This is a genomic window from Novosphingobium sp. CCH12-A3 (genome assembly GCF_001556015.1).
In the GTDB taxonomy this organism is placed as follows: Bacteria; Pseudomonadota; Alphaproteobacteria; order Sphingomonadales; family Sphingomonadaceae; genus Novosphingobium; species Novosphingobium subterraneum.
The window spans coordinates 21,179-41,479 of the sequence record NZ_LSIA01000080.1 but is presented as its reverse complement, the minus strand read 5'-3'; the positions used below and the strand labels follow the sequence as shown (position 1 = coordinate 41,479).

At 64.5% G+C, this 20,301-nt stretch carries 19 protein-coding genes, 1 other RNA gene and 1 pseudogene; 4 read left to right on the top strand and 17 right to left on the bottom strand.

The window, feature by feature from the left end; translation table 11 throughout:
* Nucleotides 1-51 precede the first annotated feature (51 nt).
* From AX703_RS06070 to AX703_RS06040, 7 genes and pseudogenes are all read right to left on the bottom strand, one after another.
* Nucleotides 52-1,227, bottom strand: coding sequence for an acetyl-CoA C-acyltransferase (locus AX703_RS06070; protein ID WP_062343272.1), 1,176 nt, complete (start codon nt 1,225-1,227; stop codon nt 52-54).
* Nucleotides 1,228-1,230: 3 nt separating this feature from the next.
* Nucleotides 1,231-2,823, bottom strand: a complete 1,593-nt coding sequence (locus tag AX703_RS06065; RefSeq protein ID WP_062343271.1) for a class I adenylate-forming enzyme family protein — start codon at nt 2,821-2,823, stop codon at nt 1,231-1,233.
* Between the two features lie 13 nt (nt 2,824-2,836).
* Nucleotides 2,837-4,075 (bottom strand): annotated as a pseudogene (locus AX703_RS06060) (3-hydroxyacyl-CoA dehydrogenase NAD-binding domain-containing protein); the annotation flags it as partial.
* A 44-nt stretch (nt 4,076-4,119) separates the two neighbouring features.
* A complete protein-coding gene (locus AX703_RS06055) occupies nt 4,120-5,352 on the bottom strand; it encodes a serine hydrolase (protein WP_062343269.1) in 1,233 nt (410 codons plus the stop codon).
* 10 nt (nt 5,353-5,362) lie between these two features.
* The gene (locus AX703_RS06050; RefSeq protein ID WP_230487691.1) at nt 5,363-6,163 is read right to left on the bottom strand and encodes a thioesterase family protein; all 801 of its coding nucleotides are present in this window, start codon (nt 6,161-6,163) and stop codon (nt 5,363-5,365) included.
* A 207-nt stretch (nt 6,164-6,370) separates the two neighbouring features.
* Nucleotides 6,371-7,651: an MFS transporter gene (locus tag AX703_RS06045; protein ID WP_062343268.1), complete on the bottom strand. Its 1,281-nt coding sequence runs from the start codon at nt 7,649-7,651 to the stop codon at nt 6,371-6,373.
* A 117-nt stretch (nt 7,652-7,768) separates the two neighbouring features.
* Nucleotides 7,769-8,656, bottom strand: coding sequence for a LysR family transcriptional regulator (locus AX703_RS06040; RefSeq protein WP_062343267.1), 888 nt, complete (start codon nt 8,654-8,656; stop codon nt 7,769-7,771).
* A gap of 99 nt (nt 8,657-8,755) precedes the next feature.
* On the opposite strand from AX703_RS06040, the gene AX703_RS06035 reads away from it, so the two are divergent.
* Entirely contained in the window at nt 8,756-9,868 is a 1,113-nt protein-coding gene (locus AX703_RS06035; protein WP_062343266.1) for an S-(hydroxymethyl)glutathione dehydrogenase/class III alcohol dehydrogenase, read from the top strand.
* A 96-nt stretch (nt 9,869-9,964) separates the two neighbouring features.
* Nucleotides 9,965-10,954 carry an MBL fold metallo-hydrolase gene (locus AX703_RS06030; RefSeq protein WP_082734449.1) on the top strand — a complete coding sequence of 330 codons (990 nt, stop codon included), beginning with the start codon at nt 9,965-9,967 and terminating at the stop codon, nt 10,952-10,954.
* A gap of 21 nt (nt 10,955-10,975) precedes the next feature.
* On the opposite strand, the gene AX703_RS06025 is transcribed toward AX703_RS06030, so the two are convergent.
* The 5 genes from AX703_RS06025 to AX703_RS06005 all read right to left on the bottom strand — a co-directional run bounded on the left by AX703_RS06025 (nt 10,976) and on the right by AX703_RS06005 (nt 14,586).
* Nucleotides 10,976-11,755, bottom strand: a complete 780-nt coding sequence (locus tag AX703_RS06025) for an SDR family oxidoreductase (protein WP_062343264.1) — start codon at nt 11,753-11,755, stop codon at nt 10,976-10,978.
* A 159-nt stretch (nt 11,756-11,914) separates the two neighbouring features.
* Complete coding sequence (locus tag AX703_RS06020) at nt 11,915-12,457, bottom strand: NUDIX hydrolase (RefSeq protein WP_062343263.1); 543 nt, start codon at nt 12,455-12,457, stop codon at nt 11,915-11,917.
* A complete protein-coding gene (locus AX703_RS06015; RefSeq protein WP_062343262.1) occupies nt 12,454-13,137 on the bottom strand; it encodes a TPM domain-containing protein in 684 nt (227 codons plus the stop codon). Before AX703_RS06015 ends, AX703_RS06020 begins: the two co-directional genes overlap by 4 nt.
* Nucleotides 13,137-13,991: a YgcG family protein gene (locus tag AX703_RS06010; RefSeq protein WP_062343261.1), complete on the bottom strand. Its 855-nt coding sequence runs from the start codon at nt 13,989-13,991 to the stop codon at nt 13,137-13,139. Before AX703_RS06010 ends, AX703_RS06015 begins: the two co-directional genes overlap by 1 nt.
* Complete coding sequence (locus AX703_RS06005; protein ID WP_062343260.1) at nt 13,960-14,586, bottom strand: LemA family protein; 627 nt, start codon at nt 14,584-14,586, stop codon at nt 13,960-13,962. Before AX703_RS06005 ends, AX703_RS06010 begins: the two co-directional genes overlap by 32 nt.
* A gap of 166 nt (nt 14,587-14,752) precedes the next feature.
* On the opposite strand from AX703_RS06005, the gene mscL reads away from it, so the two are divergent.
* Nucleotides 14,753-15,190 carry a large conductance mechanosensitive channel protein MscL gene (gene mscL / locus AX703_RS06000; protein ID WP_082734450.1) on the top strand — a complete coding sequence of 146 codons (438 nt, stop codon included), beginning with the start codon at nt 14,753-14,755 and terminating at the stop codon, nt 15,188-15,190.
* 43 nt (nt 15,191-15,233) lie between these two features.
* Nucleotides 15,234-15,641, top strand: a transfer-messenger RNA (tmRNA) gene (gene ssrA / locus AX703_RS05995).
* A gap of 96 nt (nt 15,642-15,737) precedes the next feature.
* On the opposite strand, the gene AX703_RS05990 is transcribed toward ssrA, so the two are convergent.
* The 5 genes from AX703_RS05990 to AX703_RS05970 form a co-directional block, all read right to left on the bottom strand.
* A complete protein-coding gene (locus AX703_RS05990; RefSeq protein WP_039337710.1) occupies nt 15,738-15,983 on the bottom strand; it encodes a hypothetical protein in 246 nt (81 codons plus the stop codon).
* Between the two features lie 165 nt (nt 15,984-16,148).
* On the bottom strand, nt 16,149-17,414 hold the full coding sequence (locus tag AX703_RS05985; RefSeq protein ID WP_062343259.1) for an N-succinylarginine dihydrolase: 1,266 nt from the start codon (nt 17,412-17,414) through the stop codon (nt 16,149-16,151).
* Between the two features lie 9 nt (nt 17,415-17,423).
* On the bottom strand, nt 17,424-18,461 hold the full coding sequence (locus tag AX703_RS05980; protein ID WP_039337708.1) for an arginine N-succinyltransferase: 1,038 nt from the start codon (nt 18,459-18,461) through the stop codon (nt 17,424-17,426).
* On the bottom strand, nt 18,458-19,666 hold the full coding sequence (locus AX703_RS05975) for a hydrolase (protein ID WP_062343258.1): 1,209 nt from the start codon (nt 19,664-19,666) through the stop codon (nt 18,458-18,460). Before AX703_RS05975 ends, AX703_RS05980 begins: the two co-directional genes overlap by 4 nt.
* Before the next feature lie 62 nt (nt 19,667-19,728).
* The gene (locus AX703_RS05970; protein WP_062343257.1) at nt 19,729-20,256 is read right to left on the bottom strand and encodes a type 1 glutamine amidotransferase domain-containing protein; all 528 of its coding nucleotides are present in this window, start codon (nt 20,254-20,256) and stop codon (nt 19,729-19,731) included.
* Nucleotides 20,257-20,301: the final 45 nt, after the last annotated feature.

Below are 20,301 nucleotides of genomic sequence, written 5' to 3'. Positions count from 1 at the left end.
CCCCTCCCGCAAGCGGGAGGGGTCGGGGGTGGGCATTCCCGGCTTATCGGATCAAAGAACCTCGAACAGCCCCGCTGCACCCATGCCGCCGCCGACGCACATCGTCACCACGACGTACTTCGCGCCACGACGCTTGCCCTCGATCAGGGCGTGGCCGGTGCAGCGGGCGCCAGTCATGCCATAGGGGTGCCCGATCGAGATCGAGCCGCCGTTGACGTTGAGCAGGTCATTGGGAATGCCCAGCTTGTCGCGGCAATAGAGGACCTGCACGGCGAAGGCCTCGTTCAGTTCCCACAGGCCGATGTCGTCCATTTTCAGGCCGAAGCGCTGCAGCAGCTTGGGGATGGCGAAGACCGGGCCGATGCCCATTTCGTCAGGCTCCGTGCCCGCCACCGCCATGCCGACATAACGGCCCAGAGGCGTGAGCCTGCGCTTGGCGGCGAGGTCTGCCTCCATCACGATCACGGCCGACGATCCGTCGGAAAGCTGGCTGGCGTTGCCCGCGGTCACGATGCCGCCTTCGATCACCGGCTTCAATGCCTGCAGGTTCTCGATGGTGGTCGAGGGCCGGTTGCCTTCGTCCTTGATCAGGTGGACGTCCTGGAAGGTGATCTCCCCGGTTTCCTTGTTCTGGACGCCCATCGAGGTATCGACCGCGACGATCTCGTTATCGAACTTGCCGGAGGCTTGCGCGGCGGCGGTGCGCTGCTGCGATTGCAGGGCATATTCGTCGCACTGTTCGCGGCTGATGCCATAGCGCTGTCCGACGATCTCGGCGGTCTGCAGCATCGGCATGTAGATCGCCTTGTGCATCGCCATCAGGCTCTTGTCCGGGGCGACGCGCATGTCCTTGGTCTGGACCAGGCTGATCGATTCCTGGCCGCCTGCGGCAACCACGTCCATGCGGTCGATGATCACCTGCTTGGCGGCGGTGGCAATGGTCATCAGGCCCGACGAGCACTGACGGTCCATGCTCATGCCCGATGTGGTGATCGGCAGGCCCGCACGCAGCGCGACCTGGCGCGCGATGTTGCCCGCCTGCGCGCCCTGCTGCAGCGCTGCACCCCACAGCACGTCGTCAACTTCGGCCGGATCGATCCCGGCGCGGGCAACGGCGGCCTGCAAGGAGAGTGCGCCGAGCGTTGCGCCCGGCGTGGCGTTGAAGGCGCCCTTGTAGGCGCGCCCGATGGGCGTGCGGGCGGTCGATACGATTACGGCGTCACGCATGGTTCAAGCTCCTGCTGGGGATGTTTTTTCAAGCGATGTGGCGGCGAGGATGGGATTGCCGCCAAACCTGTCGCGCAATTCGCGCTTGAGCACCTTGCCGATCGGGCTGCGGGGGAGTTCGTCCACCACTTCGATCGCGGAAATGCGCTGCGTCTTGCCCAGGTGTCTGTTGGCTTCTGCCAGGACGGCCTGGGGGTCGGCCGAAGGATCAGCCAGAACGACTACTGCCAATGGCGTTTCGCCCCAGGCATCCGAAGCCACGCCCACCACAGCAGCTTCCTTCACCGCGTCCTGACGCGTCAGTTCAGCCTCCAGATCGCTGGGGTAGATGTTGAACCCGCCCGAGATGATCATGTCCTTGGCGCGGTCCATCAGGATCAGGAAGCCGTCCTCGTCGAACTTGCCGACATCGCCGTGGCGGATGTAGCGGCGTCCCTCGGCATCGTACCACTCGACCTCGCGGGTCTTGTCGGCCTTGTTGTGATAGCCGTTCATCATGATCGGCGAATGGCCGACGATCTCGCCCACTTCGCCTTGCGGCAGCTCGTTGCCGTCCTCGTCGATGATCTTGATGATATGGCCGGGGGAAGGCTGGCCGACGGTGTGCAACTTGTCCGGGTGCAGGTGCGCCAGCAGGATCGCCGTCGCGCCGCCCTCGGTCATGCCATAGCCATCGGTCAGGCCGCCCGGCCAGCGCTTGAGCACATCGGCCTTGAGCCAGGCGGGGAAGGGCGCAGAGGTGCAGGACTTGAGCTTGTAGGATGACAGGTCGAAGCGGTCGAAGTCGGGCACTTCCATGATCCGCCGGTACTGCACCGGCACGAGCATGGCGTGCGTCACCCGCTCGCGCTCGGACAATTGCAGGAACGTGCGCGCATCGAACTTGCGCATCAGCACAACCTTGCCGCCTGCGGTGAGCGCGGGAAGGAAGCTGACCAGCGTGGTGTTGGAATAGAGCGGGGTCGAACAGATCACCGCCGTATCGTCGCCATAGCCGCCGGGGATGGTGCGCCGGGCATATTCGTGGCGCATCTTGTGGCTCTGCACGATGCCCTTGGGCGCGCCGGTGGTGCCTGATGAATAGATGATATTGAACGGATCGCCGGGGGCGGGGGTGCGCTCTTCCGGCATCGCGCCTTCCTCGGCCATCCATGCGCTGAACGGTTCGCCGGCGTCGCTATCGTCCAGTGCGATGCGCTTGACCCCGGCGGGCAGGTCCAGCCGCGCGAGACGGTCCGAAATCTCCCTGTCCAGCAGCAGAACGCGGCTCCCGCTGTCCTCAAGCATGGCGATGATCGTTTCCGGCGTCGCAGTGGATGTCAGCGGCGCTGCCACCGCGCCTGCCCGGATCGCGCCGAGGAAAGCGAGGCCCGTGGTCACCGCGTTCATTGCCGCGATGGCCACAGGCTCGTGCCTTTGCACGCCCTCGCGCTGCAGGGCCGTGGCGATGCGGTCGAGCAGGGCGTCCATCTCGGCCCAGCCGACAGTGCGGTTCTCGTCCGCCAGCGCCACCGCATCACCCCGCCTTGCGGCATGGGCACGCAGAATGTCGCTCAGCGGCGTGAACTCGCTCTCGACGATATCCTCGATCCGCATCGCAGTTCTCCGGTCAGCCGTTGAACTTCTCGCCTGCAGCCGCCTTGCGCTCCAGCAGGGGTGCGACGGGAAGGCCGTGCTTCTTCAGGCCCGCGACCACGGTATCGAGCCCGATATGATCGGCCCAGAACATCGGCCCGCCGGTCCATGCAGGCCAGCCATAGCCGTTGAGCCAGACGGTATCGATATCGCTCGCCCGCTGCGAAATGCCTTCCTCAAGGATCAGCGCGCCTTCGCTGATCATCGGATAGAGCAGGCGTTCGCGGATCTCGTCCTTGTCAATCGAGCGCTGTGGCTTGCCTTCCTTCTGGGCGAAATCGGCGATGATCGCCTTCACTTCGTCCGAAGGCGAACGCTGGCGGTTGTCGTCGTAGTCGTAGAAGCCCTTCTTCGTCTTCTGCCCCCAGCGGCCGACCGCGCACAGCGCATCGCGCAATGTCTCGATCCGATTGGGATCGCGGTGCCAGCCGATGTCCACACCGGCAAGATCGGCCATCTGCCACGGCCCCATCGGGAAACCGAATTCGAGCAGCGCCTCGTCCACGTCCCAATAGTTCGCGCCTTCCATGATCAGCGCATGGGCCTGCGCCTGACGGGGTGAGAGCATGCGGTTGCCGATGAAGCCATGGCACACGCCCGAGACCACCGGCACCTTCCCGATCTTCACCGAAAGCGCCATCACCGTTGCCAGCTGCGCCTTGCCCGTCGCCTTGCCGCGCACGACTTCAAGCAGCTTCATCACGTTGGCGGGCGAGAAGAAGTGCATGCCCAGCACCGCTTCCGGGCGCGAGGTGACACTGGCGATCTCGTCGATGTCGAGATAGCTGGTGTTGGAGGCGAGGATCGCGCCCGGCTTGGCCACCTTGTCGAGCCGGCCGAACACGTCCTTCTTCACGTCCATGCTTTCATAGACCGCCTCGATCACCAGATCGGCCTCGGCCAGCGCCCCGAAGTCCAGCGTCGGCGTCAGCCGGCCCATCGCGGCCTCGGCGTCTGCGGCCTCCATCTTTCCGCGCTTGACGGTGTTCTCGTAGTTCTTGCGCATGGTGGCAACGCCGCGATCGAGCGCTTCCTGCGTCATTTCCACGATGGTCACCGGAATGCCCGCCGTCAGGAAGTTCATGGTGATGCCGCCGCCCATCGTGCCAGCGCCGATCACGCCGACGCGGTTGATGGGAAGCAGCTGCGTGTCAGCCGGGATATCGTCGATGGTCGCTGCCAGCTTCCGAGCGGCGTCGATGTGCTCCTTGGCACCGGGGATGGGGTCGGACATCGTGGTTCTCTCCTAAAGCTGGATCAGGCGCGGCTGGTGGCCAGCGCGCTGTAGATCAGCGTCTTCAACTGACGCCGGATGGGATAGATGAACGAAGGGTAGAGCTGGGTCATGAAGACCGCGTGGACCTTCTCCACCGGGTCCACGAAGAACGCGGTCGAAAAGATGCCGCCCCAGTAGAACTCGCCGGCTGACCCCGGCACCAGCGCCTTCGCCGGGTCGATGGTCATGCCGAAGCCAAGGCCGAATCCAGCGCCCGCGTTGTAGGCCTCGCTGAACAGTGCCTTGGACACCTGCGTCAGATCCGCGCCGCCGGGCAGGTGGTTGGCGGTCATCAACTGGAGCGTCTTGGGGCTGAGGATACGCACCCCGTCTGCCGCGCCGCCGTTCACGAGCATGCGGCAGAAGCGGTGGTAATCCGCCGTGGTCGACAAAAGCCCGCCACCTCCGCTTTCGAAGCGTGGCACTCGGCGCGTGCCCGATTTCTCGGCGGGATCGAACAACTGTGGCGGCTGCCCGGCCTGGTAGGCCCAGGCATCGGCAAGCCGATGCGCCTTGTCGTCGGGGCAATGGAACCCGGTGTCGACCATGCCCAGCGGATCGAGGATGCGCGTGCGCAGGAACTCGCCAAGGTTCATCCCCGAAAGCCGCGCCACCACCACGCCGAGCACGTCGGTGCCCACCGAATAGTTCCACGCCTGTCCCGGCTCGAACTCCAGCGGCAACTTGGCCAGTTGCTCGACGAAATGGTCGTTGCCGGGCAGGCTGGCGTGCCCGTCCAGCCGCGCCTTGCGATAGGCGGCGTCCACGTTGGTGCGGTTCTGGATGCCGTAGGTCAGCCCCGATTGGTGCGTGATCAGGTCGACCATGCGCATCACCGGGGCGGGGCGGACGGGCATGAAATCCACCTCGCCGCCGCCTCCGGCATAGACGCCAAGGCTGGCAAACTCCGGGATCACTTTCGTCACCGGATCGTCGAGCGCAACCTTGCCTTCCTCGACCAGCATCATGAATGCGACCGAGGTCAGCGGCTTGGTCATCGAGGCTATGCGGCAGATCGTATCCACCGCCATCGGCGTCCCGTCCTCGCGCGCACGGCCTGCGGTGTGGCGATAGACCGCCTCGCCATCGCGCGCGACCAGCACGTCGAGCCCCGGCAAGCGCCCGCTGGCGATATAGTGCTCGTCGAGATAGGCTCCGATCCGGTCCAGCCGGTCAGGCTCGAACCCCAGCGATTGCGCGTCGGCCAGTTCCATGTCCTTCCCCTCAGCCAAAGATTGCCACGCTCTGCAGGCCGTGCATCACCTGCACGCCGTCGGCGTTCCACATGCGCAAGCTCTCGCTGCTGAAGCCCTCGGCCATGTGGTTCGAAGCCGTCTCGAGCAGCCACCAGCCGTCGCGCGTTTGCGGGGAGTCTCCCAGCAGGGTGAACGCCCAGTTGATCGAGCTGATCGGGCCTCTGCGCTCCATCGCGCGCATCGATCCGGGCGGCAGCGTATCGCCGATCAGCACCAGCTCTCCGATGGGATCCAGTTCGGTACGGTCGCGCAGACGCACCCAGCGCCGCACAACGCCCGGACGCCGATCTTCCTTTGCTTCGCCGCGGCGCAGTTCGAATTTCTGGATGAAGTGCAGCCCCTCGGGCGAACCCAGTTCCTCCATCTCGGTATGGGATATGAAGTTTTCCGCGCGCTGCGGCGTGACCGATCCGTTCGATGGCCGCGCACTGCCGAATACCCACGCGGCACGATGCGCCAGGGTGCCCCCGCTTGTCATGTCGGTCTGGATGTTGGCCACGCTCTTGCCTTCGCGCAGGCTTGCTACGGTGATGTCCAGGTCGGACCCCACCGGGGCGAGGAAGCTGATCTGGCCCCCGCGCAACGGCGGCAGGTCGGGCCGCGCCTTGCGGGCCGCGGCATAGGCGAGGAACGAGGATGCCCCGCCATACATCGTGCGCCCCTGCAGCCAGCCGTCAACGCCGCGCACGGAAAAGTCGGGACCGGCTCCCGCCAGCCCTTTCGCGATTGTGCCGATCGCTTGCGCATCCATGCCGATTGCAGCTTCCAATGCTCTCTCCCGGTCGCCTGTCGCTGGAACGACTCTATGGCCTAAGAGCTAGTGGAAGCTTACGTAAAGGGAAAGAGGGGGCGCGCCCTGTCCGGGCCGGAACGAGCCCCTTACGCTACGGCACGCACGGCCTCGGGTGGCCAAAAAAATTCGGCCCCGGCGCAAGGACCGGGGCCGACGTGTAATGGGGCTGTCATTTGACGCGGATCAGTGCATGCTTTCGCCACTTGCGCGGCGCAGGATCGGCGCTTTTGCCGCGCTCGCTGCGAACACCACCAACAGCACGTAGCAGACCAGCGGCACGAGGAACGACGCGAAGATGCCCGCCGCATCCGTCACTGCGCCGGCCAGCGCCGGGATCAGCGCGCCGCCGATGATGCCGGTGCACAACAGGCCCGAGGTCGCCTCTTCGCTGGCCGAGGAACGCTCCAACGTCAGCGTGAAGATCACCGGGAACATGATTGAATTGAACAGGCCGATCGCCAGTGCGACATAGCCCGCCGAAACCCCGCCGACGAGGAACAGGTAGGCGCACATCGCCGCGGCAATCGCGGCGAACAGTGTCATCAGCCGCGCCGCCGGGAAACGGGCCAGCAGCACCGTGCCGATCGCGCGGCCAACCATTGCGCCACCCCAATAGAACGAAACGGCCTTGCCCGCCTGCTCGAGGCTGACATTCCAGATGCCCGGATTGTTGAGGTAGAATGCCATCTGCGTCCCGATGGTAACTTCCGCGCCCACGTAGATGAAGATCGCGGCTGCACCCAGCACCGCCCAGCGCGACGAGAACGCCTGGCGCAGCAGCGCCCCGATGCCACCGGTCGGTTGTGCCGGAGGGGCGGCGGCGGAAATGCGCGCGCGGTTCACGAAGAAGAACGCCAGCAGCACGATCAGCAGTCCGCAGATCCAGAAGTAGGCGCGGTCGATCCCGGCCAGCGCCGCCTCGCGCACTTCAGGCGTCAACGCGGTGCCTTCCGACACCTCCACGCCTTTCAGGAACAGCGACGCGCCCAAAGCCGGCCCAAGGAAGGTGCCGAACGAATTGAACGTCTGCGAAAGCGTGAGTCGGAAATGGCTGCCTTCGGGCTTGCCGAGCGCTGCGGCCAGCGGGTTCGCGGCAACCTGCAGCACCGTGATGCCCGCAGCCAGCATGAACAGTCCGGCCAGCACCAGCGGGTATGACGCGATGTTGGCCGCCGCAAGCATCACAAGGCAGGCCACGACCATCGTTGCCAGCGCCAGCAGGATCGCCGGAACGGCGCGCAGGCGTCCGATGATCGCTGCCGCCGGGAAGCTCATTACGCCATAGGCGATAAAGAAGGCAAAGGCCGAAAGCTGTGCTTCCAGCGTGGTCAGCGTGAAGATGCCCTTCACTGCGGCGACGAGCGGATCAATCAGCGAGGTGATGAAACCCCAGGCAAAGAACAGCACGGTAACCGCGATGAACGCGGCCCTCTGCGAACCTGAATGTGCATTGCTGCCTGCCACGTATCTCTCCTCACCCAGCCATATTTGGCGTATCGCGCCTTCTAGCCACCGCTGACAGCCTTGTCATGCTTGTTGCATAGCTATTCTTGTGAACGTTCTCAAAGAACGCGCGCCATTTCAACCCGCCGCCATGGCCGTGGCCAGTTCGCGCCGCAGTTTTTCGATGATCCGTTGAACCTTGGGCAGCAAGTGCCGCCGCTGCGGGTAGACCGCCCAGATCGGATCGACCTCGGGCCTGAACTGCGACAGGACTTCGACCAGCGCGCCTTCGGCAATCGCCCTGCTCACGTAGAATTCGGGCAACTGGCACAGGCCCAACCCCGCCATCGCCGCATCGAAGACCGCTGTCCCATTGCTGCACCGCCACCGCCCTCGTGGTCGCACCGTGCGCACTTCGCCGTCCACCAGATAGCGCCACATGTCGAGCGTTGCGGGGATGCAGTCATGCGCCTCGAGGTCGTCCACCGTCTCGGGCGTGCCATGCGCGGCCAGGTACGCCGGCGAAGCGCAAGTGACGATCCCGCGCGTGGCGATCTGCGTGCGGATCAGGCGGCTGTCCGGCAGGGTGCCGGTGCGAATGGCCAGATCGTACCCTTCCGAGACCAGCTCAACCACGCGGTTCGAGAGGTCAAGGTCCACCGAAAGCTTCGGATAATCCTGCACATAGGCGCGCACGATCGGCGCAACGAAGCGCTCGCCCAGCGCGGTCGGGCAGGTGATGCGCAAGTGCCCCTGCGGTTCGCCCTGCAAGTCGAGCATGGCAATCGCCTCGTCGCGCTCGGCAATCAGGCGGCGAAACTGGTCGACCAGCGTGCGCCCGGTGTCGGTCAGGCTGACAGCCCGCGTCGTGCGGTGGAAGAACTGAGCGCCAAGGCTCTGCTCCAGCCGCGCCACGGCCCGGCTCACGTGGGAAGTCGATGTCCCCAGCCGCTTTGCCGCCGCCACGAAGGTGCCGGTATCGGCAACCGCCACCACTTCATCTATCCCGTCCCAGCGATTGCTCATTATTCTCGTCTTGCAACAGTGTTTCGCATATTGTGCAATTTAACACTGCCGTAGCAATTATGCTAACGCGCCGCCACATCCAAAGGGAGACCGGACACCATGAAGACCCGCGCCGCCGTAGCGTTCGCGCCCAAGCAGCCGCTCGAAATCGTCGAGCTCGACCTTGAAGGCCCCAAGGCTGGCGAAGTCCTCGTCGAAATCATGGCCACCGGCGTCTGCCATACCGATGCCTACACGCTCGACGGGTTCGACAGCGAAGGCATCTTCCCCAGCGTGCTCGGCCATGAAGGTGCGGGGGTGGTGCGTGAAGTCGGCCCCGGCGTCACCTCGGTAAAGCCCGGCGATCACGTGATCCCGCTCTACACGCCGGAATGCCGCCAGTGCAAAAGCTGCCTCTCGGGCAAGACCAACCTGTGCACCGCGATCCGCGCCACGCAGGGGCAGGGCCTGATGCCCGATGGCACCAGCCGCTTCTCCTACAAGGGGCAGACCATCTTCCACTACATGGGTTGCTCCACCTTCTCGAACTTCACCGTCCTGCCCGAAATCGCGGTGGCGAAGATCCGCGAGGACGCGCCGTTCCAGTCGGCCTGCTACATCGGCTGCGGCGTGACGACGGGCGTCGGCGCCGTCGTCAACACTGCCAAGGTCCAGGTGGGTGACAACGTCGTGGTCTTCGGTCTCGGCGGCATCGGCCTCAACGTGATCCAGGGCGCGCGCCTTGCTGGCGCAAACAAGATCATCGGCGTCGACATCAACCCCGATCGCGAGGAATGGGGCCGCAAGTTCGGCATGACCGACTTCCTCAACTCGAAGGGCATGAGCCGCGAGGACACCGTGGCCAAGATCGTCCAGATGACCGACGGCGGCGCCGACTATACCTTTGACGCAACCGGCAACACCGAAGTCATGCGCACCGCGCTGGAAGCCTGCCACCGCGGCTGGGGCACCTCCATCATCATCGGCGTGGCCGAAGCCGGCAAGGAAATCAGCACCCGCCCGTTCCAGCTCGTCACTGGTCGCAACTGGCGCGGCACCGCATTCGGCGGCGCCAAGGGCCGCACCGACGTGCCCAAGATCGTTGACATGTACATGACCGGCAAGATCGAGATCGACCCCATGATCACCCACGTCATGGGCCTTGAGGAAATCAACACCGCATTCGACCTGATGCACGCCGGCAAGTCGATCCGCTCGGTCGTGGTATTTTGAACCGGTTTGCTGCGTCTGGAACTCCCGGGATTGTAAAGCGCCCGCAATCCCGGGATGAAGGCGGCCAGATAACGTATCGGTGAGAGGATTTTCGTGATGGCCATCAGAGCATGCGTTTCCGCTGCGCTCGCGGCGCTTGCCTGCCTGTGTGCACAACAGGCTGCTGCGGCTGAAACCTGTCCGCCATTGCGATGGATGACGCTGGGAACCGCGGGTGGGCCGGTGCCGACCCCTGACCGATCAGAACCTGCCAACCTGCTCACCGCCGATGACTTCTCCGCACTGGTGGACGCTGGTGACGGTACGGTGGTGCAACTTGCACGTCGCGGCCTTGATCTGACTCGCATCAATGCCGTCTTCATCAGTCATCACCACATGGATCATACTGGCGGACTGCCTGCGGTCATAGGCCTGCGCTGGATGAACAACATGCCTGGCCAGTTGACCATTTATGGCCCGCCCGGCACGCGCGAGATTGTGGACGGGATCATTACCACGATGGGCCCGCAGTCGCGCGTAGGTTTCGGGCTCGGGCAAAAGAGCACCCCCCCGACGGAGACCGTAAAAGTCGTTGAATTGCGGTCGGGCGATCAGGTCTGGGCGGGCAACGTGAAAATCTCTGCTATCGAGAATTCCCATTACGATGAATCGGCCTCAGGGAAGGCCGACCGGGCAATTTCGCTCAGCTACCGGTTTCAGCTCGGCTCGCGATCAATCACCTATTCCGGTGACACTGGCCCGAGCACAGGGTTCGAGAAACTCGCAACCGGCACCGACTTGCTCGTCAGCGAAGTCATCGATCTCGATCCGATACTTGCGTCCATCCGCAAGACGCGCCCCGACATGCCCGAAGCCTTGTTTCAGTCCATGAGCAAGCACCTCTCGACGCATCACATCACGCCGGTCGATCTTGGCGGCCTCGCCGCAAGGGCAAATGTGTCGAGGCTTGTTCTGACGCACTTCGCCATCCCGCCGGCACCGCTTGCCCATTACGAGGCCCGACTGCGCGAAGGCATCAGCCGAAGCTATTCAGGCCCGGTCGAACTCGCGATCGATCTCCAGTCATTCGACGTCGCCTGCAAATAACAGGCCGTCGAACGGCAAGCCTCACATCGCCGAAATCCCGCCGTCGAGCTTCAGTTCTGCCCCGGTCATGAAGCGGCTCTCATCGCTGGCGAGGTAAAGCACGCCCGCAGCAATGTCGTCCGGTTCGCCCACGCGGCCCAAGGGGATCTGGCGGGCGAGCTTGCCCATGACCACGTCCTTGTCGATGTTCGCATTTGTCGCGATGCCGTCTAGGATCGGCGTGTCCACGAACGTGGGATGCACCGAATTGCAGCGCACGTCCCAGCCGCGCTTGGCGCAATAGAGCGCAACCGATTTGGTCAGCATCCACACCGCCGCCTTGCTGGCATTATAGCCGGGCATGGTGTCCGAAGCGATCAGGCCGGCGATCGAGCTGATGTTGACGATCGAGGCAGGCTGGTTGTCGCGCAGCAGGGGCAGGGCCTTCTGGCAGCCGAGAAAAACGGAATCGACATTGATGGCAAAGCCGCGATGCCATTCCTCCAGCGTGCAGGTTTCGATATTCCCGCGCACGCCAACGCCAGCGTTATTGACCAGCACCGAAAGTCCGCCCAGCTTTTCCGCCGCCAGCGCAATCGCTGCGTCCCAATCGCTTTCCTGGGTCACGTCATGGCGCATGGCAAAGGCCGTCCCGGCGCCCAGTTCGGCGTTGATCGCTTCGGCCTGCGCCGCTGCGCCATCGCCGTTGATGTCGGTCAGCAGGACCCGTGCCCCCTCGCGCGCCAGCATCCACGCATGCGCCGCACCAAGGCCCTGCGCTGCCCCGGTGACGAGTGCCTTCTTGCCCTGAACCCTGCCCATGTTTGTCCTCTCCAACGTCTTTGCGCGCCAAGTGAAGAGGCCCACCCCCAGCCCCTCCCGCCTGCGGGAGGGGTCGGGGGTGGGCTTTCCACCTGTTGATTGTCGGCAACGAAGCAACTCGCGCCCGATCGCGCAAGTCCCGGAAACGTCAGCGCAAGATCAGCCCATGATTCCCGGCGCGAGCAGCAGCAGCATCCGCACGTCGATGGCATAGCCTTGGCCACGCTTCTGGCTGAGGAAGCGCTCGATTTCCGTAAGGGCAACCCGGTGGACGGTAATGCCTTCGCCTTCCACGCCGCCGCCCTCGGAAACTTTTTCCAGATCGCGCGCGCGGAACAGCGTGAAGGCCTCGGTCACCATGCCCGGCGAGGAATGGAACTCGCCCAGCGATTCGATCCGGCCCGGCCGATAGCCGGTCTCTTCCTCCAGTTCGCGCGCCGCCGCAGCGGTCGGGTCCTCGTTCTCCGCACCTGCTTCGTCACCGATCAGCCCGGCGGGCAGTTCGATGCACGGGCGCCCGAGAGGCACGCGGAACTGCTCGACCAGCAGCACGTGCCCGTCTTCGATCGCAAGGATTACGGCCGCCTTGATGTTGCGATTGCGCGAGACATATTCCCACCGTCCGCGCGTCTTGGCGACGATGAAACGCCCTTGCCAGTGCACCTGCTCAGGATGGTCGCGGTACTCTTCTTCAAGACTCATACTTCGATCAACCTGTCGGGCAGTTCGTTCTTGTCATCGCTGGAACGTGGGAAATGCTCGGCCAGGACCCTGCCCACCTCGGCCACCGCCGCTGCCATGCCTTCCGCCATCCGTCCCTGCCGCAGCGGGTCAAGCATGGCTTTCATCGCCAGCCCCCAGGTCTCGGGCGAAACCTTCGAGGCAATCGCCGCATCGGCGATGATCTCGGCTCGGTGCTCGGCAAGGCTCAGGTAGATCAGCACGCCGGTATGGCCAGTCGTCCGGCTTTCTGCCCCAACCCGGAAACACGTCAGCGCCCGCTCGCGCACCCGCGCATTGCGGACCCGGCGCGGCGTCAGCCACAGGCCGAGCGGCGTGAACCGCATGAGCAGGTACATGGCCCCGAACTTCAGCGTGATAACCGTCAGCGCCAGTCCCAGTACGGCGCGCGGAGTCCATTCGAACGCCCACAACCCCAGCACCTGCTCGACGACGGGCAGGTAGAACCCGGCGAACATGTCCACCACGGCCAGCGCCACGAACGCCACCAGAGCGCTCCAGACCAGCGCCACGTCGCGGTAGCTGTCGGATAGTGGCGTCACGATCGTCACGATCTCGCCCGCGCTCTGCGCCTCCGCTGCGGCCACGGCGTCGGAGACCAGCTTGTGATCTGCCTCGGTCATCTGCACCAGCCTGCTCATCACCAGTCCCCCGAAGCGCCGCCGCCACCGGAATCGCCGCCGCCAAAGCCACCGAAGCCACCGCCCCAGTCGGACCCGCCGCCGCCGCCCCAGCCGCCGGAATGGCGGTTATCCGATGCGGCACGCGCAATTTCGCTGATGCCCCACAGCACGATGCCCGGATCGATTCCGCTGCGCCGCTGCACATACCCCTTCCGACGACGGCCGAAGACGGCGATCATCACCACGATCAGAACCACCCAGAATATCGCGCTGCCTATGGTCGATCCGCCTGAGACGCCCTCGCGCGCACCGGCCTTGGCCGCTTCCGCCACAGCTTTGGCATCTGAGGGACTGCGGTTAAGCTGGGTCAGGATCTGGTCGATGCCGGCGTTTATGCCACCCGGATAGTCGCCCGCCTTGAAGAGCGGCGTCACCGCGCCCGAGATGATCCGGCCAGCCAGCACGTCGGGCAGGAACTCCTCCAGCCCATAGCCCACCTCGATCCGCACCTTGCGGTCATTGGGCGCAATCAGGAACAGAAGGCCTTGATCGGTCTCCTTCCCGCCCACGCCCCAGGCCCGGAACAGCGTATTGGCATATGTCTCGATATCCTGCCCGTCGAGCGAGGCGACCGTGGCCACGATCACCGCCCGCCCGGTCTGCGCGTTGTAGGCGGAAAGCTTCTGCGCAAGCGCCGCCTCGTCGGCATCGGGTATGATCCCGGCCTGATCCAGCACCGGTCCCGCAGGCCGTGCGGGCATGGCCGCGTGTGCTGCTCCCGCGATCAGCAGGAACAGCAGCGCAACAGTCTGCCAGAAAGCCCGCAACTGGCGGGTCACGTCACTTGCCCGACGCTGCAGGCGCCGGTGCATTCATGTCGAAATTGACGGTCGGCGCCACGTCCGATCCGGCAGCAGCCTTGAACGGCACCATCGGCTTGGCCCCATGGATCAGCTTCGCGCCGATCGCGTCGGGGAAGGTGCGGATCGTGGTGTTGTAGGCCTGCACCGCCTCGTTGTAGCGGGTGCGGCTAACATTGATGCGGTTCTCGGTGCCTTCGAGCTGCACCATCAGGTCGGCAAAGCGCGCCTGGCTCTGCAACTGCGGATAGTTCTCCACCACCGTGCGCAGCTGGCCCAGCGCCTGGGTCAACTGGTTCTGCGCGTTCTGAAATTTCTCGAACTCTTCCGGATTGGAAAGATCGTCGGTAGTGATGTTGATCGACGTGGCGGCGGCGCGCGCGTTGGTCACGTTGGTCAGGATCTGGGTTTCCGAAGCCGCCGCGCCCTTGGCCGTGGCGACCAGGTTCGGGATCAGGTCGGCACGACGCTGGTACGAGCTTTCGACGTCCGCCCAGCGCGCCTTGGCTTCTTCCTCGGCCGCGGGGACCGAGTTGATCCCGCAGGCCGAAAGGCTGGCAGCGGCAACGGTGGCAAAAGCGATCTGCGTGAAGCGGGTAGCGGCCATCGACGTGAGTTCCCCTAAAGTTATGCAGCAGAGATAGCGGTCCGCCGAAACGGTTCAAGTATCCCCCATGCTGCAACCGATTGCCACTTGTGGCGTTCCGCGCACGATGGCAACCAACGGAAAAGGGATCATGGTTAATCAGGACGTGAAGGGGGAAGTGGTCGGCATGTTCGCAGAGTTCAAGAAATTCATCGCCCGGGGCAATGTGCTCGATCTGGCGGTCGGCGTGATCATCGGTGGCGCATTCGGCAAGATCGTCACCTCGCTCACCGAAAGCGTGATCATGCCGGTCGTCGGCTTCATCACCGGCGGCGTCGATTTCAGCCGTTTTTTCGTGCGCCTCGGCCCGGTCCCGGCAGACTTCAAGGGCGATGTGTCCAGCTATGCCGAATTGAAGGCCGCCGGGGTGCCGATGATCGGGTATGGTGATTTCATCACCCAGGCGGTCAATTTCGTGATCGTCGCCTTCATCATCTTCCTGCTGGTCAAGGCGATCAACAAGGCCTTCGAAAAGCCCGCCGAGGAAGCACCCGCCGCGCCCGCCGGCCCGACCGAGGTCGAACTCCTCGCCGAAATCCGCGATGCGCTGAGGGCCAAGGGCTGAAGCGCCTTGCCAGAACAACTTCAAAGGGGCAGGCGCAATCCCGCCCCTTTTCATTTGCGCCCGCATCCCTATATGGGTCCCTGCCGGTTTCGGCCGGCTATGGTGATAAACTGCGGCGTGCAATAGGCACAGCGGACCCGGGGGCGGTACCCGGCGGCTCCACCATCACTACCGTGTCTTTCGGGATGCGGGCCTTGTTGTCGCAAGGGTGTTGATGGGGCCGAACTAGGATCGACGTGTGTTGAAAAGCGCTGTTTTTGCCCGGGCTGAGTAACCCGTTCAAGGCTCAAAACTCACAAGTGCCAACGACAACGAAGCACTTGCTCTCGCCGCATAATTCTAGGGGCTAACGCCCTGAAGTTATAAAGCGAAAGCACGGTTCGGACCGAACCGGGTAACAGAATCGGAAACCGGGGGCTGGGGGCGAGCCTAGCAACAGAATCGCCCTACTTGCTTTGCTGCGATCCTTCGACAAGCTCAGGATGAGCGGCTTTCAAAAGGTAGTCCCAAGTCCCGCTCGTCCTGAGCTTGTCGAAGGACGCTGGCACTACCCCTCGGCCTTCGCCTCAAGCTCCTGCAGCCGCCGCTCCATCCGCAGCGAGTCGAGGATCTTCGCCCCGGCGATGAACACCGCGCCGGTGGCTGCGACGAACAGCAACTTGCCGGCAAAGCCCGGATACTGGCCAAGATAGGCGTGCCCGCGCTCCACCGCGCCCAGCGCCAGCGCGTAGATCACCGCGAACGCTTCGAAGCGGGTCTTGATGACAAACAGGCGACCGATCTTGCGAAACATCCGAAGCAATATCCTCATTTGACGAGGCGCCCCTCGTCGGCGAGTCTCTCCGCAAGCATCGTGCCAGATCATGAAACGCTGGCAATAGTCTGGTTAATCCAATCTTCACTGTAAAGCGAAGCGACAACCTGTGAAGCGGCTCTTTCGGAAGATACGCCGCAAGGCTCAGGCCAGTTCCTGCACCTCCAGCAATTCGAGCAGTGCCTGCCGGGCGCTGACCACTGCGCGGCCCAGGGATTCCGCCCCCAGATCAGCAGGATCGATCTGCTCGGGCCAGTGCGCCTCCACCACCCTCTCGATCCCCGCGATCTTCGCCTCGTCCAGCAAAAAGCGCGGGTCGACAGTGGCAGGATCGGCGACAACTCGCAGGCGCAGACAGGCAGGTCCGCCGCCATTGGCCATCGACTGGCGCACGTCCACCGGCAGCACCTTGCGGATCGGGCCGTTCGAGGCAACGTGCCCTTCCAGCCAGCCGCGCACTGATGGCGTCTCCCACGCCTCGAGCGGGATCACCAGGCCCATCTCGCCCCGTGGAAGCGTCAGCAACTGTGCGTTGAACAGGTAGCTCCTGATCGCATCGCCAAGGCTCACCACGCTGGCCGGCACCACCACGATCTCGGCCTCGGGCAACTTCTCGCGGATCGCGGCATAAGTGCCTTCGGGGTCAGCAAAGGCCTGTTCGTGCGTGAACAGCACCCGCTCGTTGGCCACGGCCACCACGTCGTTGTGGAACGCGCCTGCCGCAATCGCCTCGCTCGCCTGTTCCACGAACAGGCAGCGCTCGGGATCGAGGCCATGCAGCCGTGCCACGGCGCGGCTCGCCTGCTCGTGCTGGCGTGCGGGGAAGGCGCCGCCAGTCGTCCCGTAGACGAAGATCTCGATCCCCGGCGCATCGTGGCTCGCGCACATGCGCATGTGGTTTGCCGCGCCCTCGTCGCCGAAGCACGGCGGCACCGCATCGTGCACGGCAAAGGCGGTGCTGTCGGCAAAGGCGAGGCGCAACTGGCGCACCGTATCGGGCCATTCCTGCGAGCGGTGGGGCATCGTCACCAGATTCGCCGCAGTCAGGTGGCAGCGCCCGTCCGCGGTGTCAGGGGCGGGGCTCACCGTCGCCGCATTGGCCGTCCACATTGATGACGCAGACCACGCCGCCGCCCGCAACCGCCGCTGCGCCGCATCGCTTTCGTCGATGCTTTCAAGCCCGAGCGCGCCGAGCAGTACCGGGTTGGGGCGGGGCAGGGGCGTGAACAGCCCTTGGGCCAGCCCGAGGCCCAGCTTGTGCCGCATCTTGCTTAAGCCCTGAAGCGCTGCCGCGCGCGGGTAGGACACCTCGCCCGCGTTGCTGGCCGAGGCCAGGTTGCCAAGGCTGAGGCCTGCATAATTGTGGCTCGGTCCGACCAGACCGTCGAAGTTGATTTCCACCAGAGGCATGTCTTTTCCTTAGCGACCGACAAACCAGACCATGTCACCCACGCTTACGCCGAGAGCGGTGGCGGCTACGGGGTCGAGCGTCAGGCCATCGTCCGCCTCGGCTATCTCGGCGAAAGTGCAGCGGTATTCGGCCAGCTTGCCCGTCGCCACCAGAGCCTTGGTCACGTTGCCGCTACCCTCGGGCGCGCGGATGTGCGCCACAGGCACCTCCTTCGCCTCGCAGATCGAGCGCACCCGGTCGGTCCGCGCGGTCATCGTCGGGCCGCCATCGAAGATGTCGACGTAGCCTTCGTAGGCAAAGCCTTCCTCTTCCAGCATCCGCATCGCGGCGCGGCCCGAAGGGTGGGGCAGACCGATGGCAGAGCGCGCGGTCTCGGGCAGCATGGCGATATAGACCGGGTGCTTGGGCATCAGGTCGGCAATGAACTGATTGCCGTTGATCGCGTTGAAATAGTCTGCTTCCTGAAAGCTCATGCCGAAGAAGCGACCGGCCACGCCGTCCCAGAACGGCGATCCGCCGCGCTCGTCGATCACCCCGCGCAGCTCCGCCAGAATCTTGTCGCCAAAGCGCTTCCGGTGCATCGCGATGAACAGATAGCGGCTGCGCGCGAGCAGCATGCCAAGCCCGCCTGCGCGTTCGGAAGGATGCAGGAACAGCCCGCCCACTTCGCTCGATCCTTCAAGGTCGGTGACAAGGTTGAGCATCTCGGCGCGGAAGGTGCGGTTCAGCTCTTTCGAATGCTGGGTCAGCGTGGCCATGCGATAGGAATAGAACGGCCATTGGCGCCCCACCGAGGTGAAGATCTGCGCCGTGCCGCGCACTTCGCCGGTGGTCGTATCCTCCAGAACCAGGACGAACAGCTCGTCCTTCGGATTTTTCGGATCGCCCTCCTCGCTATTGCCATAGGCCTCCGATGCCCGCGCCAGCTTCGCCGTCAGGGCCTTGCGGTCGGGTGGCAGGTTGGTGAAGCCGCCGCCGGTCAGCTTGGCCATCTCGTAGAGCGGTTGGAGATCGTTCGCGCGCGCGGCGCGGATGCGAAATGTCATTGGTGTCCCCCGGACAGTCGATGCAGGACAAGCGCGGACAAGGCGGCGCGCTCAGCCAGCGATGGCACGATCAGGTACTCCTGATCGGAATGGATCGCCCCGCCGCGCACGCCCATGGTATCGACCACCGGCACGCCGCAGGCGGCAATGTTGTTACCGTCGCAGACCCCGCCCGAGGCCTGCCAACGGATCGTCTGGCCAAGAGATTCGCCGCACTCGCGCACCAGTCCGAACAGCGCCTCGGCCTCTTGGGTCAGCGGCTTGGGTGGCCGTGACACCCCGCCATGGAGGTGGATTGCAACCTCGTGCAACGCTTCGAGACTCTGCACCAACTCTCGCAGACTCTCGGTGAACTCCACGGCAACTGCCGGCAGCCGAGGCCGGACATTGAAGCGCAGGATCGCATAGTCGGGCACGACGTTGTTGGCGCTCCCGCCATCGATCCTGGCAGGGTTGATGGAGAGGCCGGGACGCTCCAGACCCTTCAGCTTCAGCGCCATGTCGGCCGCCGCGATCACCGCGTTGCGTCCGTCCTGCGGATTGCGCCCGGCGTGGGCCGATCGGCCCTTGATCACCGCGCTGTAGTTCCCGCTTCCCGGACGCTCTCCGGCCAGCGTGCCATCTGGCAGGGCGGAAGGTTCGTAGGTCAGCGCCGCCGCCTTGCCTTGTGCCAGCTGCGCGATCAGCGGGGCGGAAGACAGGCTGCCGGTCTCCTCGTCCGAATTGATCATCACGTCATAGCCAACCCCGGCCGCAGCAGGGCTCTGCTCGAATGCCTTGAGCGCAGCGAGGATCACCGCGATGCCGCCCTTCATGTCGGCAACGCCCGGGCCATTCAGCGTTTCCGCGTTGAGCCAGCGCAGGGTCTGGAAAGGATGGGCAGGGGGGAACACCGTGTCCATGTGGCCGGTCAGCAGATAGCGCCGCTGCGCCTCCGGCCTGACCGACAGCACGAAATGCGCGCCGTTTGCTGTCTGCACCTCGTGCCCGTCGGCGGCGATCGCGGTGACCGGGGCCGGCTCGACCTTGCGAATGTCTCCGGGCAATGCGGCGAAGGCGTCGGCCAGCAGGTTCCACTGCGCTTCGAGCCCCGGAAGGTTGCCGGTGCCGGTATTGACCGTGCACCATGCCTCCACCTGCGCCAGCATGGCGGCGGCATCCATCCCCTCGATCAGTTTGTGTTCTGTGTGATCAAGCTGTTTCATCTGATACGACCCTAGCGGTTCCCGAGGGCGGGGTGAACCCCCGGAAACCGCCAGAAGTGGTATCAGTCGTCAGCCAGCATCTCGATCAGCGCCTTCGAGAACGCGGGAATGTCGTCAGGCTTGCGGCTGGTGATCAGGTTGCCGTCCACGGCGACTTCCTCGTCCACGACGTCGGCACCGGCGTTGGCAAGGTCGGTCAGGATCGAGGGCCACCCGGTGACGGTGCGGCCGTCGACGATGTCAGCCTCCACGAGAAGCCAAGGGCCGTGGCAGATCGCGGCGATCGGCTTGTCGAGATCGTCGAACTCATTGACGATGTCGACCGCGCGGTCGTCCATGCGCAGGATGTCCGGGTTCATCTGGCCGCCGGGAAGCAGCAGCGCGTCGTATTCGTTGGCGTCCACTTCATCGAGCGTGATGTTGACCGCGACGGCATCGCCCCAGTTCTTGTCCTTCCAGCCGGTGATCGAACCTGCCTTGAGGCTGGCAACCACGGTTTCGATTCCGGCGTCTTCCAACGCCTTCTTGGGGCCTTCGAGTTCCGACTGTTCGAATCCGTCGGTCGCGACGATCAGCACGCGCTTGCTCATGAAAATCTCCTTTGGGGGAATTCGGGGCGGCATTTGCCCGTTCCC